11 protein-coding genes are annotated in these 16,738 nt (G+C 53.3%); 6 read left to right on the forward strand and 5 right to left on the reverse strand.

Annotated features, from left to right (window positions below; translation table 11 throughout):
* Nucleotides 1-401: 401 nt before the first annotated feature.
* The 4 genes from MK110_05665 to MK110_05680 all read right to left on the reverse strand — a co-directional run bounded on the left by MK110_05665 (nt 402) and on the right by MK110_05680 (nt 8,918).
* On the reverse strand, nt 402-2,066 hold the full coding sequence (locus tag MK110_05665; protein ID MCH2210768.1) for an MBL fold metallo-hydrolase: 1,665 nt from the start codon (nt 2,064-2,066) through the stop codon (nt 402-404).
* Between the two features lie 795 nt (nt 2,067-2,861).
* The gene (locus tag MK110_05670; protein ID MCH2210769.1) at nt 2,862-4,205 is read right to left on the reverse strand and encodes a 3-deoxy-D-manno-octulosonic acid transferase; all 1,344 of its coding nucleotides are present in this window, start codon (nt 4,203-4,205) and stop codon (nt 2,862-2,864) included.
* 63 nt (nt 4,206-4,268) lie between these two features.
* Nucleotides 4,269-7,799, reverse strand: coding sequence for a preprotein translocase subunit SecA (gene secA / locus MK110_05675; GenBank protein MCH2210770.1), 3,531 nt, complete (start codon nt 7,797-7,799; stop codon nt 4,269-4,271).
* 642 nt (nt 7,800-8,441) lie between these two features.
* Nucleotides 8,442-8,918 (reverse strand): peroxiredoxin, encoded by a 477-nt coding sequence (locus MK110_05680; protein MCH2210771.1) that lies wholly within the window; start codon nt 8,916-8,918, stop codon nt 8,442-8,444.
* Nucleotides 8,919-9,241: 323 nt separating this feature from the next.
* On the opposite strand from MK110_05680, the gene MK110_05685 reads away from it, so the two are divergent.
* A complete protein-coding gene (locus MK110_05685) occupies nt 9,242-10,483 on the forward strand; it encodes a PQQ-like beta-propeller repeat protein (protein MCH2210772.1) in 1,242 nt (413 codons plus the stop codon).
* A gap of 266 nt (nt 10,484-10,749) precedes the next feature.
* Here the strand turns inward: MK110_05685 and MK110_05690 are convergent, their stop codons facing one another.
* Entirely contained in the window at nt 10,750-11,469 is a 720-nt protein-coding gene (locus MK110_05690) for a hypothetical protein (protein ID MCH2210773.1), read from the reverse strand.
* 692 nt (nt 11,470-12,161) lie between these two features.
* Between MK110_05690 and MK110_05695 the strand changes: the two genes are divergently transcribed.
* The 5 genes from MK110_05695 (at nt 12,162) to MK110_05715 (ending at nt 16,626) form a co-directional block, all read left to right on the forward strand.
* Nucleotides 12,162-13,442: an exo-alpha-sialidase gene (locus MK110_05695; protein MCH2210774.1), complete on the forward strand. Its 1,281-nt coding sequence runs from the start codon at nt 12,162-12,164 to the stop codon at nt 13,440-13,442.
* 121 nt (nt 13,443-13,563) lie between these two features.
* Nucleotides 13,564-15,027: a nicotinate phosphoribosyltransferase gene (locus MK110_05700; GenBank protein MCH2210775.1), complete on the forward strand. Its 1,464-nt coding sequence runs from the start codon at nt 13,564-13,566 to the stop codon at nt 15,025-15,027.
* 48 nt (nt 15,028-15,075) lie between these two features.
* Complete coding sequence (gene pncA, locus MK110_05705) at nt 15,076-15,696, forward strand: bifunctional nicotinamidase/pyrazinamidase (GenBank protein MCH2210776.1); 621 nt, start codon at nt 15,076-15,078, stop codon at nt 15,694-15,696.
* A 12-nt stretch (nt 15,697-15,708) separates the two neighbouring features.
* Nucleotides 15,709-16,224 carry an NUDIX hydrolase gene (locus tag MK110_05710; GenBank protein ID MCH2210777.1) on the forward strand — a complete coding sequence of 172 codons (516 nt, stop codon included), beginning with the start codon at nt 15,709-15,711 and terminating at the stop codon, nt 16,222-16,224.
* A gap of 168 nt (nt 16,225-16,392) precedes the next feature.
* Nucleotides 16,393-16,626 carry a hypothetical protein gene (locus tag MK110_05715; protein ID MCH2210778.1) on the forward strand — a complete coding sequence of 78 codons (234 nt, stop codon included), beginning with the start codon at nt 16,393-16,395 and terminating at the stop codon, nt 16,624-16,626.
* Nucleotides 16,627-16,738: the final 112 nt, after the last annotated feature.

The following is a 16,738-nucleotide window of genomic DNA, read 5'->3' on the forward strand; positions in this document are numbered from 1 at the left end:
CTCCCCCCCCCTTCTGCCTGTTCTATGTGCAAAACTGAAGCACTCACAAACATCAAAAAATGAAGGCCCGACTTAACAAGTCTACCCGTCCCCCCAATTTAGCCAGCCCTCTTCAATCGAAAAAGTCAAGCTATTTTTAAAGGACTCTATTACCTCACCCTAAGAAGTTACACGGGAACTAACGGGTTGTCAAGTAGTTGGTTGTTTAGAATCCACACACTTTTTACCAATTTTCTGAAAGTTCCTTCAAAAAAAAAGAACCAGCTGAATGACCGAAAGGAACAGAAACCCCCATATTTGTCCAACACTGCGAAAAACCACTCAGCCTCAGCTACCAAGCCAGTTAACCACCAAATAATTTTTCAGACGCAACTTAAACCTGGAACCGATGGCTTCCGCGACTACTCCTGCGCTCGACCAACGAGTTTGATCTCGCCCCAGTTGACCGGCGTCTGCGGATGACGAAGCTCGGCCCAGTCGTAGTAATAGTTCTGTTGATCGTCGTCACGGTCGCCAACGAGGAAGTCAATCGGGAACGACATTCCCGCGTGCGGCTTAATGCCAAGCTCCTGCCACGGCAAGGCGAGTTCGACGCTGTAGCCTGAATCATTATCCTCACTGTTGTTCAGGCTTCCGCGAAGCTTCACAGCATGTTGAAACCGACTGTTCCACGTCTTGTCCTCACGAGGACCTGAGGCATCACTGACGACATTCTCCACCGTAATCGTATAATAGTAATCATTCTTTTCCATCTGCTCCGGACGATCGCCGTGCGGGTCAATGTTAACCTCCACACAGTCATCGCTGAACACGGAACCGTCCCGATCTTTCACTCCACCCTGCAGATCGGTATCAACGACATCAAAGGCCACATAAAGATTATCCTCGTCCCATAACACGGCGCAGCGAGCGGTGTCAGTCCCCCATGGGGTCAGGACCCGTGGTCGAAGCAGCACGGTCCAGCGGGCCCGCTGCCAGTCGGTCAGATCTCCATCGACCTTTATTTCATCGTAAACCGGCCACGCCTGGTCCGCGAGTTGTCGGGGATTCGGATTCATAACCAGTGTCCCCTCTCCATCCTCGATGTGCAACCCCTGCCCCTGCAGTGGACGCTTGAGGCGTTCGGGGTGCTTCATGTGGGCCCTCATCTCTTCCGGATTTCCACCCAGCCAGCCACCACTCAGGTTCTCACCAGGAATGTCGTAGGTATTAAAATGCGAAGGCAACACAAAGGCAGCGTCGATTGAGTTCGCCAGTTTGGCTCCTCGTTCACCACCCATGTACTGCAGCGGCGCTGGCTGAATCAGCAGATCAATGTCACGAAAGTCCATGATGTGAGGAAAATCCTCGTGTTTTTCAATCGTGCTGTTGTCACCCGTGTAATAGACCCGATTCTCACCATCATCAACCAGATAGCCGGAGGCGTACGTTGGTGGCCCGTGGGTCGCATACGTCCATTCCACATTCATTCCGGCGATTTCGCGAATTTGTCCCGCCAGGGCCACATGAATTCGCTCTTCCGGAATCCCCACATCCAGAAATTTCTGCTTCATTTCAAGCGGACCGCAAAAGTGCGCATTCGTCTGCTTACCAAGTATTCGCAGAGTCTTCGACGCACCGTGATCCTCATGCGCATGACTCACCACGACGAGGTCACACTGAGGCAACTCCCGGGCCAGCAACGGCATTCGGAATCTCAGCGGCACCACATTGTCGCATTGCCAAACCGGCTGCAACCATTCTCCTGGACCGGATTTCCGGAGTCCCATCTCTGACCCCAGCGGGTCTGAGTCTCGCGCCAGTTCAATAACGGGATCGGTTAGCACGACTTTATCGCCGATCTGCACAGCAAATCCGGAGTTCCCAACCCACCATGCAGTAATCCCCCGATGACTTGCCGATGCCTTAATCGACTCAACAATGACATTCGGATCTGGCCTGCCGACCGGAACATGTGGATCGATGTCGGGGACTGTCGTCGTGATCTGGGCATCAACCACGGTTATGCCAAAAAGAAGAGCGCCAAACACAGCTGTGCTTCGCGCCAGCCGTTTTCCCGTTTTCATACCAGCCATATGTCCTGCTTTCTGATAAATAAGAAGCACGCAATGACAACCGTCCGTGAATGAAAGCCTGCCACCAACATTCTTCCGCCGACTGCTTCCAATTCCAGCAGTGCCTGGATTGCGCCAGGCTCGACCATGAGCAATTGTCATTCAACTGAGAGATCACCGGTCACTGCAGCATCAAGGTGTCCGAGCGTCCTGGACGCGAACACTTACTGACGGCAATTGGTCACCGTAAAGCACCGATCTGCACCGTACAAACCACCTAACATAACAGATCGATCTGCACATCCAACTCTTGTAGTTGCCTTTTGTGCAGATGACTCTCACCCGAGTAAAATCCAAAGTCGATTTAAGATTGATCCGTTGCCCCAAAGCCTGAGACCGCCACTGCTCTATTGACATCGACGTAAGTAGGATCTTGTCCTCTGCTGTTAACCGGTTCACCCTATAACCCCGAATAAAGCGAGAAATTACCAAGTGACTGCGGGCATTTTTTCTCTGTCCTGTCCATGCAATCAAGCTCTTCCCGAATCTCTTTAAACCGGGCATTCGATCTTTTGGCGACGTCGGTCCATGACCGATTCCGTCGTGCCGGAACGGCTCATCGCAAACCCATCCGATGCGTTTGCGAGATCGTCGCGTGAATCCGTCGTGCCTCAGCAAGCCGCCCCGCACCGTTCACCGGAAAGTCGGACACCCTGCGGTGCGGGATGACTGCAACAACGAACGAGGTTCCGGCGTGCGTTAAAACTAAGCCATTCGGCCGTCATCGATTGCTGACTCAGCGCTGCATCAGGCAGCCACACCACGACTGTCGTGATCAGAGTGACGTTCGTAATCAGGGGCCTCCAGTGTCTTCAGAATCAGACGCACCGTGTGTGGAATTGCCCCTTTCTGCGAAAGAACCAGCTGGCGGGCCGCTGCCCCCAGTTCAGTCCTGCGGCGGACGTCAAACAGCAGTTGCCGGACCTGCGTCTCAAAATCATCCGTAGAAGTAACCTCAATGGCTGCGTCACTGGAAATCAGCATCCGCACAATATCCCGAAAATTCCACGTATTTGGACCAAACAACACAGCTGCACCGTATGCCGCGGGCTCCAGCATGTTCTGGCCTCCCCGCGTTCCAAAGCTGCCCCCGACATATGCCACGTCGCTCAGACCCCAGCAGACTCCCAGTTCACCAATCGTATCCATTAGAATCACAGCATCTGACGGCACACGCGGTCGGGAATCATCAAGCATTGTGCGCCGAACGTACTTCAGATTTCTGCGAGACAGCAATTCCGCCACGGCATTAAATCGCTCCTGATGCCGGGGAACCAGGATCAGTCGAACTCCCGGATACTCAGACCGCAACTTCCGCCACGCGTCAATCACCATTTCCTCCTCGGGAGACTGCGTGCTGCCGGCGATCAGTACAGTTTCTGTATCACTCAGACAGAACAACTTCCGAAGTGCGAGTGTGTCTGCATTCGATCGATCCGTATTAACACCGTCAAATTTCACGGAACCAGTCACCACAGTACACGGTGGACGAGTGCCGAGAGCAATCAATCGCTGAGCATATTCCTGTGTTTGAGTCGCAACAACAGAGAAATGACGCATCAGAGGCTGAATCAGTGGCTTCACCCGTGAATAACCCCGATAGCTGCGATCGCTCATACGTGCGTTGATCACCGCAGTTTTTATTCTTCTTAGTCGGCAGGCATTCAAAAACCCGGGCCAGAATTCAAGCTCCGCCAGCACCACTAAATCGGGCTGCACGCGGGCCAGTGCCTGGTTGACGGCCCATGAAAAGTCGAGTGGAAACCAGCTCACAGTACAATCAGAAAACCGCCTGACTGCCAAGTCATACCCGCTGTCGGTCGACGTGGTGATCAGAACTTGACAACAGTTCTGCGTTGCATCACGGAAGTCCGTGACGATTTTTCGAAGTTGAAGAACCTCTCCAACACTGACGGCATGAAACCAGACGACCGGTTGCGATCCATTGAGTTTCGGCAGTCGACCGAGCAGTTTTTGCTGCAGGCCCCGACGGTATCGACCGTGCCGCAGCATTCGCCACAAAATCACAGGCGCCAGAAGTATAAGCAAACCGGTATAAACAATGTTCAGTAGCTTCAGTAGCCTGGTCATGCGAATCCATTCACGGTGAAACCAGTGACAGACCACCAGGCGGACGCCCCCGCCTGGTCCCGTCTATTTTCCGCAGCATTTTTTGTATTTCTTACCACTTTGACACGGACAGGGATCGTTGCGCCCAATCTTAGGACTCTTGTTGACGATAGGGTCGACCGCTTTGTCAGGTTCGCCAGGTTCCGGTCCACTGTTTTCATACTGATCACCGGATTCCTCATCCGGCGGTGCAATGTCATGTTGGGTCGCTGTGACCTCCCAAAGGGAGCCGACAAACGCCGGACTCTCCTGCTCCAGACGAAAGATCATCTGAGTCGCCTGTTCAGCCACGCGTTCCCACATGGCGTTATATGCTTTTCGGCCTTCTCGCTTGTATTCCGTCTTTGGATCTTTTTGTGCGTAACCGGCAAAACTGACACCCTGCTTCAGATGCCCCATAAAGTACAGATGGTCCTTCCAGGCTGTGTCGATGAACTCAAGCAGGATCGAACGCTCTGTCTGCTGCAACTCGGGACGAAACGTCCGTTCGATTCCCTGCAGAAACTCTGACCGGGCTTCAGCCGGCTTCAGTTCCTGAATCTTTTCAACATCCACCGTCCAGTTGATATCTTCCGAGGCCCAGTCCGCCACAGCTTTGGCCTGTTCAGGTGTCACCACAGCAGAATCATTCGACGAGTCCGGCAGCAACTCCAGCACTTTGGCTTCAACCTGACGGGAATCCGGTCGAGCTTCCAGGTAGTCCCGACTGGTCTCCAGCATCAATTCTTCAATTTGATCACTGGACATCGATGACCACTGCTGAGGATCAAAGTGGCGTTTGAAACGCGTACCGGCCCATCGCGCCAGAGATTCACGGTTGTATTTTTCGCCGCGCTGTCCATCGCCGGACAGGAACTTGCTGAGACCAACACTGACCGGAAAGGACACTTCCTTCTCGTCGTATTGTTTCCGAACCAATTTCCGGAGCAGTTCTTCGATCTCCGGAGGTTCCATGGGTTTCAACTCATTGTCATCAAGCGAGAGTGCGAAATGATGAGATGCCCAGCCGCAGAGTGATTTCGCCTCGAATGCAGGATCCAGCAGGTCGTCCAGGTCCTTCAGTTCCCAGCGATCGAACGATTTGGTTGCCTGCTGGTACAGATATTCGTGCAATCCATCACGACCAACCTTTTTGAGATCACGTTCATTCAGATTCAAACCGTATTGATGGTTTGCCCATTTCGACATCGCCAACCAGTTCCACTGACTATGAAGTTCTTCATCATCGGGCAGGTTGATTTCCAGCTGATCCATAATCAAAGCATCAGCCTGACGGTCAGCTTCCGATTTAAGGAAGCTGACCAGCTGGTCTTTGGTCATGCCACGAACGTCTGAACTGTCCAGCTCCACATGCAGCCTCTGATCTGCCCAGGCCGCGATTGATGTTTCACGATAGCCGCTTTCCAGGAACTGATTCACCATCTTGACAATCTGTTCGTCCATCATTTCGATGAACTGCTCTCGACAGTCGGCACCATCCAGGATTCTTTGACGCCAGGAATACGTACGTTTACGCTGTTCGTCCATTACCTCGTCGTATTCCAGCAGATTCTTGCGCTGGTCAAAATGACGTTCTTCGATCTTCTTTTGTGCCCCTTCCACCCGTCGCGTGACCATCGGACTGACGATGGGCTCACCTTCCGTCAACCCTGCCATCTGCATAATGCGTTTGACAAAATCACCGGCAAACAATCGCATGAGTTTGTCGTCAAGTGAAATGAAGAATCGACTGGATCCGGCATCCCCCTGTCGTCCGGCACGACCACGAAGCTGAAGGTCAATCCGTCGGGAATCATGTCGTTCTGTTCCGACAACATGCAGACCGCCCAGGTCAAGAACTTCTTCGGCTTCCTTCTTCATTCCTTCGTTTTCAGCAATTTTTTCCGTCAGCTCATCCCATTCCGATTTCGGCACGTCCAGACGAGACTCGTAGGTCCTGCTGAGTTCTTCCCAGGCGGTGTGTTCCGGGTTCCCGCCCAGGATGATGTCGGTCCCGCGACCGGCCATATTGGTCGCGATTGTCACGGCCCCTTTTCGACCGGCCTGAGCCACAATTTCAGCCTCACGCTGATGCTGTTTCGCATTCAGCACGTTGTGTTTGACACCTCGTTTAGTCAGCCGGTTACTGACGAGTTCTGATGTCTCAATGGAAGTCGTCCCCACCAGCACAGGCCGACCGATCTGATGATGTTCCTCAATTTCCTCAACGACAGCTCCCCATTTTTCCTTTTCCGTACCGTAGATATTGTCCGGGTAGTTGATCCTGTGCATATGTCGGTTGGGAGGAATCGCAACAACATCCAGCTGGTAGATCTTCCAGAACTCCTCTGCTTCGGTCATTGCCGTACCGGTCATGCCTGCCAGCTTTTTATAAAGCCGGAAGTAATTCTGCAGAGTAATCGTGGCCAGCGTCTGCGATTCTTCTTTGACCTTCACACCTTCCTTGGCTTCGACCGCCTGATGCAGACCGTCACTCCACTGGCGGCCTTCCATTTTGCGGCCGGTGTTCTCGTCCACAATGACGATTTCGTTACGTTCCACCACGTACGTCACGTCACGTTTGAACAGGTGATGTGCGCGAAGTGCATTATCCAGCAGATGCGGCCATTCCATATTGCCTGCGGTGTAAAAGCTCTCGACTCCGGCCAGTTCTTCCGCGCGACGCACACCCTCTTCGGTCAGGTGGCAGGTGTGTTCCTTTTCCTTGACTTCAAAGTCCACATCCCGACGAAGTTGTTTGGCGATGGAGTTCGCCTTGGGGTATTTGTCCAGGTTGTCATGAGCCGGACCGGAAATGATCAGCGGAGTTCGGGCTTCGTCGATCAGGATATTGTCAATTTCGTCGACGATGGCGTAGTCAAGTGCTCCCTGGACCTGCAAACTGCTGTGCGGCTTCATGTTGTCGCGCAGGTAATCGAAGCCAAACTGGTTACTCGTACCATAGGTAATGTCGCACGCGTAGTGTTTTTGGCGTTCCTGAGGCCCCATCTCAGACTGAATCGCACCGATCGTCAGCCCGAGATTCAGATGAACCGGCCCCATCCATTCCATATCACGGCGGGCGAGGTAGTCATTCACGGTGATCACATGAACTTTACCGGCAAGTGCGTTCAGGAATGTTGAAAGAGTGGCAACCAGTGTCTTGCCTTCACCGGTCACCATTTCAGAAATCATTCCGTTGTGCAGAATGTAGCCTCCGATGATCTGCACATCGTAATGCCGCATCTTCAAAAACCGGACTCCAGATTCCCGAACAGCCGCAAACGCTTCGGGCATCAAATCGTCGAGTGTCTCCCCGGCACGAAGACGGGCCCGAAACAAACTTGCCGTCTGTCTGAGTTCGTCATCTGACTTTTTTTGCCATTCGGGTTCGAGCGAAGCAACTCGTTCCAGCAACGATCCGGGAGCCACAGACGTGTTACCCTGCTTATCACGGACAAAGCCCAGCTGCCTGATCCGCCGTTCATTCGACGACCCAAACAAATTGGTGATGCCGCGTTCGAATTTCGTGGTGGCGGCTGTAAAAAAATCGCCAACCTTTTCGAGCAGTTCCATGTGTCGTGTTGCCTTCGTTTGGCCTTTAAATACCGGAATTGATGTGGTCGGGCCCGGTGTCAGCCATATATTGATTCAGTGTACGCAACTCAGGTCCGCCAGTGCGACCGGTTAGACAACAGCCCTTTTCAACCACTTCAGTGCAACCGGTTGAAACAGGACAGGAGCTACCTGCCGTCAGGACAGCCGACCTCGGCTTGCCATACGTGCCGAATTTGCCCTAAATCCCGCAGCAACAAGTGTATTGCATCGCCGGAAAACCGGTCAATCCCTGCCAGTCTTCAGTGTCAATCCCGATCAGGCAACGGCTGCACCGCGATTCGTTCGATCACAGGGTGAGATGAATTATACGCAGATGACACAACACCCGACGTGAATATTTACACGTATGGACGCGGTCCACCGATCAACCGACCTGCAGCGAAGAAAGCAGCGGCAATGTGCGGAAAATTCCAGGGACTGTCCATTTAAGTTGTCTACGGTTTTCGACCGGGTAAGCATTTCGAGGCACAGGCACCAAGGGTTCCGGAATCAGGTGGCCGAATGAAGTGAACTATGGACGAACGTTGCATTCGGCGTTGGGTCAAACAAAAGAGTCCCGAACGGATACACCGTCCGGGACTTTGAACCCGGTTTGACTGTTTATTGCTTCGGAATCTTCAGTTCTGCCAGCTTTGCGGCAATGTCTTTGCCATGACCGGCAGCGTTCACCTTTTTGTCTATATGTTTGAGCTTTCCATCCTCCCCAATGATAAATGTCCATCGTTCGGGAAAGTTCCGTCCCTCATGAACAACTCCATAAGCTTTGGCAACCCCCCGACCGGGGTCGCTGAGAATCGGGTAATCAAGCTTCAACTCTTTTGCGAACGCCGTATTCTTTTCAACACTGTCACAACTCGCGGTGAAATAGGCGACTTTGAATTCCTTAATGGCACGGCCGTTCTCACGGAACGACAGACATTCTTTCGTTCATCCGCCGGTAAACGCTTTGGGATACCATGCAATCACCACCGCTTTGCTGTCCTTAAAGTCAGAAAGCCTGTAGGTTTTTCCATCACTGCCGGTGAGTTCGAAAGGCGGAGCATCGTCTCCGGATTTCAAGTCAGCCGCACTGCACATCTTCATTCCTCCCGACATTAGAGTTACAACAAGCCCAAAGGCCATCAAATGTTTCATCCCGGAATTCTCCCGTACCTGTAAATAGCGGCTCTGCATGAGTGCCGCGCGAGTGTGATGGGCCTATTGTGGTCTAAGCTGTAGCGGGTACGCCAGACTCTGATGCCAAATCCCGCCTGAGTTCTGCAAAACTGTCTGCAGTCAGGCGGAGTAAAACACCGTTTCCGCAGGACATACCGCTGTCCGGTTCCCGTACAGGAATGATTTCCCTTTCTGGATTTCTGCTTTTCGCAGACTGACCCGCGAACATAACCATAAAAAATGCCATGAGTCATCTGCCCTCTCAGAACCAAGTCCTGTGCGTGGTGTTAATCCTAATCTGCATCGACGCCAGAGCTGACTGGCCTCAGTGGGGTGGCCCACAGCGAGACTTTCAGGTTCCGGACGTCCATCTTCAGAAAACGTGGCCGACAACGGGACCCGCACAATTGTGGCGACGGCCCCTGGGTGATGGTTTCTCCAGTATCAGCATCACCGGTCAACAACTCATAACGATGTATCGGGCCAACGACCGTGAACACATCGTCTCGCTGGATGCACCAACAGGCGAAACGATCTGGGACCACGAATACAGTGTTCGTTTCCTGGAAGGCTCGAATGTGGAAGAATTCGGTCCTGGACCTCTGTCGACACCTCTGATCACAGGAGAACACGTTTGTACAGTCGGAGTCACCGGTATCCTGCACTGCCTTGTGACTGATACCGGAGCAATTGTCTGGAAGAGAGATCTTTTGCGGGACTTGAAAGGAACAAATCTGTATCGGGGATATTCTGCCAGCCCGATCGCATGGGGAGACACCATCATCCTGCCGGTGGGCGGGACCGGTCGTGGACTGGTTGCGTTTCGAGTTCGTGACGGCTCGATCGCCTGGCAACGACACGATTTTGCAATTTCACACGTATCGCCGATTCTGATTCGTACGAAGGGGCAGGATCAACTGGTCGTTGTGGCCGAGAAGCTTATTGCCGGATTTGATCCTGCGACCGGCAACATGCTGTGGCAGCAGGCACATCCGATCGCAGGTGGCTCTGTTTCCAGCACACCGGTCTGCGGCGATGATGGTCGTTTATTTTTCTCAGCGGCTTACGGTGCCGGCAGTCGCTGTGTGCAGCTTGAAACGGACACCGCTGGGACATCGGTCAAACAAGTCTGGCATAACACACACATGCGTGTGCATCACAGCAATGTGATTCGTGTCGGTGACGTGGTTTACGGCACCAGCGGCGATTTTTCGGCACTTCTGTTCACCGCGCTGGATCTCAATTCAGGTGAAGTCCTGTGGCGACAACGCCGACTGGGTCGAGCCAACTGCATTTACGCAGACGGAAAATTCATAGTCCTGCAGGAAGATGGCACACTGATGCTGGCCACAATGACAGCGGAGGACCTGACCATCCATTCGACGGTGAAGTTGTTCGACGAACTTGCCTGGACATGCCCGACCCTTGACGACAAAAGGTTATACATTCGAAACCGTGAGAAAATTATGGCGCTGGTATTGCCGTAACATCATTTCAGGCTGCTGCGGAATAAACGGCTTTCCCGTTAGAACTTTCCTGTCAACCGGAAAAATCCAAAAGCCGGACTCAGCTTACCATCTCTGAGCATGTGCCTGCCTGTGATTTAAGACGCAGGGATCTCAAAATCAAAAAATGCAGCGGGACTGTGTCCAAAACACGGTCTCAAAGAAGTCAGTACCGGATGTCCGTGTGTCGGTTGTGGCAAATACGACGACAGAAGCTGCTATGTGTCAGACGTTCAAATGTGGCGCGTTCATTCCCCAAACCTTGGCCAGTCCTGGATCCCCAGATACTTCTCAATAGCCAGTTCCAGTCGAATCACTTCATGTTTGGATGACGCCCCACCAATCAGCTGCAGGTGCTGTCCGGTCTCCGTCATGGCCTTCAGACTGTAAGTTGGTCCGCCGCGTCGAGAGTAATGAACGGTGTAAAAGATTTGGACAATACTCGCAGCCGCGACCTTTCTGCTGCCGACCCAGGGTAGTGGAGTATGCAGTACCGACAGAAACTGCGGACACACTTCAATCACTGTTGTGTTCAGCAGCAATGCGGCCGTGTAATACAAAGCTGTAAGCAGAAACACGGTGCCCGCCCAGCCCATCACACTCAAAAAAATCAAAGGATCGTGCACCGCCTGGTAACACTGGTAAGAAAAATACGGAACCAGCACCAGCAAACCACAGAACAACCAGCCGTCGAACCAGCGATAGTGAAGGACCAGAGTACCGTCCTGTGCATTCACTGACGGTCCGCGGCGCATTCCCGGTTGATCAGCAAAAGCCTGACTGTTGAACCCCGAACTGTCATCGTCACCTGTGATAAATTCATCCACAAACTCTCGGAACTCATCGGGTAACTGATCGACGGACGAATACTCGGTCCGCTGCCCGTCGTGTTCGACGGTGATCCTTGACTGATCCCGCGCAAGACCGCGAACACGCTGGACCCGCACAATTGTTTTTTGGCGTTTCATGGCTCACTGCCTGGCTGAATCATTTGAGAAATTCAGAGTCTGCGGCCTAACAGCAGATATCCCTGACACCCTGCCGAATCGGTGAGACCTGCAACCCGTTCAAAGCATAACACAGCCCTCATTCCTCAGCATTACTGTACAACAGCCGGAACTCCGGAAACGGATTCCGGCCGCGAACATTCGCACCGTCATATAGCTTCACTCCTCTGCCAGCGTTATGCTGAGAACTGTTGAAACGACGTGTTTTCCTGACACAGTTACCAGAACCAGTGCCCATGTCCGATCTTGATTCAGTATCTGCTCGTCAGAGGGTCCCCACCGACCGCCGGAGTATCGTGATCGCCACCGGACAGGATTCCTCAGCGAACTCGCAACAGACGTTGTCCCATTTATGTGAGACCTGCTGGTTTCCCCTGCAGGCACACACACGTCGCCGCAACTCATGCTGATCGCGACCGTTTTCCCTGTTTCTTGCAGACCAGATTTAAGCACTTTCAGTGTCACCAGTGTGATCACCGCCGCGCCTAAAAACGAGGCGGCGGACTGTTCCAGTACATCAGATGAGTCACTCATTCGCCCGCCAGTGCTTCCGGTGAAGTGCGGCATACGACTGACAATTCCCTGCTGTTTTGACCAATCTGGAACAGTTATTGACCGGTGCCACAAATTCAAAACCGGAAAGGTACAGGCAAGTGCAGTTTCTTTTGAACAAAACTTCGCCAACCGGATGGATGTGCGTTGTGGGTCTGACTCTGGGACTGCCGGCGGCCACCGATACATCACCAGCCACCGCCCCAAACAGCCTCGGCTACCAAGTCCACCTAACCACGGTCACGGGCGGTTGGAATGGCAAAAAATGCTGGGTCCACTCCCGAGCCGGATCCATTCCACCACAGTCGCCAGGCAATCCGACTGACACTCCGATCGTCGTTATCACAACTCAAAAGCTGCGGATCACCGGCAGCGACATCTTCGACGGTCTCAACGAATTTCGCACGGACAACCTGGGAGCGACGTGGTCCGGTCCCGTGCCTCACGCAGCACTCGACCGCAGGCCCATGAGTGACAACCTGGAAGCGGCCCCCTGTGATTTCACTCCACAATGGCACGCGCACAGCGGCAGACTGCTGGGCACAGGCAAAACGTTCTGGTACAGGGATGACGAACATTTTCGCGGCCCGCCCAGTGACGCAGTGTATGCGGTGTACGATGCGGCCAAACACAGCTGGTCGCCCTGGGCCCGTGTCAATCTTCCCGATCGGCCACAATTCAGAAACTGTTCGGCCGGCTGCGCCCAACGATTCGACCTGCCAAACGGTGATATTCTGCTGCCGGTTTACTTCCGTCCGACCCCCACCAACGTCCATCAACAGGTGACCGTGGTCCGCTGTACATTCGACGGCCAAACACTCAGCTATCTTGAACATGGCAAGGAGATTGAAATTCCGGACAAACAGGGCAGGCACCGGGGATTTTCCGAACCGTCACTCACCAAATTTGGGAACCGTTTTTTTCTGACACTGCGGTCTGATTACCGTGGCTATGTCACCACAAGCAATGATGGAATATCGTTCGCCCCTCCCAAACGCTGGCGGTTCGATGACGGCGCTGAACTCGGCAGCTATAATACTCAGCAACACTGGGTGGTTCACTCCGACGCCCTGTACCTCGCATACACCCGCCGCGGCGCCGACAATGACCATATTTTCCGTCATCGGGCACCGGTGTTCATGGCCCGAGTCGATCCGGAGCGATTAGTGGTGCTGCGGGCTTCCGAACGGATTGTGATTCCTGAAACAGGAACGCGCATGGGCAACTTCGGCATCGTTCATGTCAGTCCCGCCGAATCCTGGATCATCACCACCGAATGGATGCAGCCGCATCGCCCAGATCTGTGGACGAAGTACGGTACCGACAATCGTATTTTCTGTGCCCGGATCCAATGGGTAAGCCCCAACAGACTCACTCCTTAGTTTGGATGCGAAAGACACCCGCTCCAAGAAAACGAGTCACAACATCCGAACACAGCCATACGGCTGTGAAGCCTGTACTCAACCATCCAATTCATACTGCAGATTCCAACGGATAACTGAAATGCGGCAGCTGTACCAACACTCTTTCGAGCTGCTAACCGATCTCTATCAGCTCACCATGGCATACGGCTACTGGAAATCAGGATCGACCGACAAACAAGCCGTGTTCCATCTGTTCTTTCGGCGCAATCCGTTTGAAGGTGGTTATGCGGTGGCAAGCGGTCTGGAGTTCGTGGTCCAGATGCTGCAGGAGTATCGATTTCGCGACGATGATCTCGCTTACCTCGCCCACCTCAAAGGAAACGACGACCAGCCGTTGTTCGAAACGGCGTTTCTGGAAGAACTGCGCACGATGCCGTTCCAGTGTGATATTGATGCGGTGCCCGAAGGCACTGTTGTCTTCCCTCACGAACCACTGCTCCGAGTGATCGGTCCAATCATGCAATGCCAGCTACTGGAGACGGCGCTGCTCAATATTTTCAATTTTCAAACTCTCATTGCGACCAAAGCATCCAGAGTCTGCCTTGCGGCTGGTGACGACCCGGTCCTGGAATTTGGGCTTAGGCGTGCTCAGGGTATTGACGGTGCTCTGACCGCAAGTCGTGCCGCTTATATTGGTGGGTGTGCAGCAACGTCGAATGTTCTGGCCGGTAAACTGTTTGGAATTCCTGTAAAAGGAACGCATGCACACAGCTGGATTATGTCATTCGACACTGAACCCGAAGCATTTGATGCCTATGCGGCGGCAATGCCCAATAACTGTGTGTTTCTCGTCGACACGTATAACACGATCGATGGAGTTCGAAATGCTGTTGATGTCGGCAACCGGCTGCGCCGGCGAGGATATCAGATGGCGGGAATTCGTCTGGATTCCGGCGATTTATCCTCGCTCAGCCGTACGGCGCGGCAAATTCTCGACGAAGCCGGATTTGAACAGGCGGCAATAGTGGCCAGCAACGACCTTGATGAAGCACTGATTTCAAGCCTGAAACAGCAGGGCGCTGCCATCAATGTCTGGGGAGTGGGTACCAGGCTGGTGACCGGAGACGGTCAGCCGGCTCTGGGTGGTGTGTACAAGCTCGCAGCCATTCGTGAACCCGGTAACAACTGGTCTTATCGGGTTAAGTTGTCCGAACAGGCTGCCAAGTCCTCAACGCCCGGCGTTTTACAGATACGCAGGTTCAGGAACGGCAGCGGAGCAACCGCTGACATGATTTATAACCAGGCCCAGGACACTCCTGTCGATCGCCGTATCATCGAAGTGGATGATTCAACTCAAAGCCACCCGATTGACGACAGCGACACATGGACCGATCTTCTGTTACCAATCTTTCGCCAGGGACAATGTGTGTATGACTTGCCGGATATTGCTGCAATCCGCAAGTATCGTGCCGGACAATTGAACGACTTTCACGCCGACGTCAAACGAAATATTCATCCGCATCAATACCCCGTTGGCCTTGAGTCGGGTCTCCACTCCCTGCGAAGAAATTTGATCCTGGAAATACGTAATACAGAATCATGATTCTGGTAGACCGTTCTAACGACATTTCCCGTCAGGACATTTGAACTCATGATCAATTCTGCTCTGATTCTTGTCGACATTCAAAATGACTTCCTCCCGGGAGGTGCCCTGGAAGTGCCTGGCGGTGATGAGGTGCTCCCGGTTGCCAATCTGCTGATTGCCCGATTTGATCTGGTGGTGGCAACTCAGGACTGGCATCCGCAGCATCACGGTAGTTTTGCCAGTCAGCATCCCGGTCACGAGGTTGGCGAATCCGTTGAACTGGCCGGACAGCAGCAGATTCTTTGGCCCGACCATTGTATCCAGGAGACATTCGGGGCTGAATTTGCGCCGGGACTGAATACCGAACGGATCCGGCATATCTTTCCAAAGGGAACAGATCCTCTGATCGACAGCTATAGCGGTTTCTTCGATAATGGACACCGTCGGGCCACAGGACTGGCAGGTTTCCTTGAAGGAAAAGAAATTCGGCAGGTGGTGATTGCCGGACTGGCCACTGATTACTGCGTCAAGTTCACAGCGATGGACGCGGTGGCCCTGGGATTTGAAACCGTGCTGGTGGAAGATGGCTGCCGAGGCGTCAATCTCAGCCCGGACGACACTTCTCAGGCACTGCAATCGATGACTGAAGCCGGCATTTCCCTAAGTGACAGTCGCAAACTGACCTAAGGATATTTTTCGTTGTCTGAACACAAAACAATCACGGAAGGTCGATTTCTGCGATTCGTGGATATTGACGGCTGGGAATTTGTGCAGCGCACCGGTTCGTCCGGAGTCGTGTGTATTGTGGCGGTCACAGCTGAGCGACAGGTTCTGCTGGTGGAGCAGTTTCGCCCGGCACTCAATGCAAATGTGATTGAACTTCCTGCAGGACTTGCGGGTGACCTTGACGACTCTGAAGAATCATTTGAAACCGCCGCGCGACGTGAATTGATGGAAGAAACGGGTTACGAAGCAGAAGAGTGGACTCACCTGTGCCGGATCGTGTCTTCGGCGGGATTAACAGACGAAGTGGTCACGGTGTTTCGAGCGCACCATCTGCGTAAAACGGGACCGGGCGGAGGCGACGAAAATGAGTCCATCGTCGTCCATGAAGTCGATCTGGATTCACTGCAGATGTGGCTTGACGATGCGGCGTCTAACGGCAGGTACATTGATTCCCGCGTCTACGGAACCGCGACCTTCCTGGAAATGTAGCCTGGCCCGTTCCCGAAGCTGTTCAGATACGCCCTGCGAACCGGACAATCCAACTCGTTCTGATCAACATTCTTTTCATGCCTGCCGTCAGTGTGGCAAAACCGCCATTCTTCGAACAGCATCGCAAGGTGTATTCGGAACCGGAGCGCTATGCAGACTGACGGGCGAATGACAGGATTGGTTCAACAGGATGATGAGATTCCGGCGGGCTTCCAGCTTCGTGATCATCAGGATCAAAGCCTCAAAAGGCATGCCATCCACAAAGAAAAACGGCACGTGCCCCGATGTGCCCGTTACGTCGATGCCGGAGAAACCTGGACGTTGAAGAACCCACAGGGAACGACGTTTTCTGAGACCTGTTTCGCGTCGATGCCTCCCGTGATAACCCCCGGAAACAGTTGACGCAACGTTCGTTTCTCGCGTCGATCACACGGGAACCACAAAAAATAAATAACTCCGTCGACTGCGTCTGTCCACCGGAAGAGTGCACTGTCTTTTCTGCCCGCCTCTCTCC

Origin of the sequence: Fuerstiella sp., from assembly GCA_022447225.1 — a bacterium.
Lineage (GTDB): Bacteria > Planctomycetota > Planctomycetia > Planctomycetales > Planctomycetaceae > S139-18.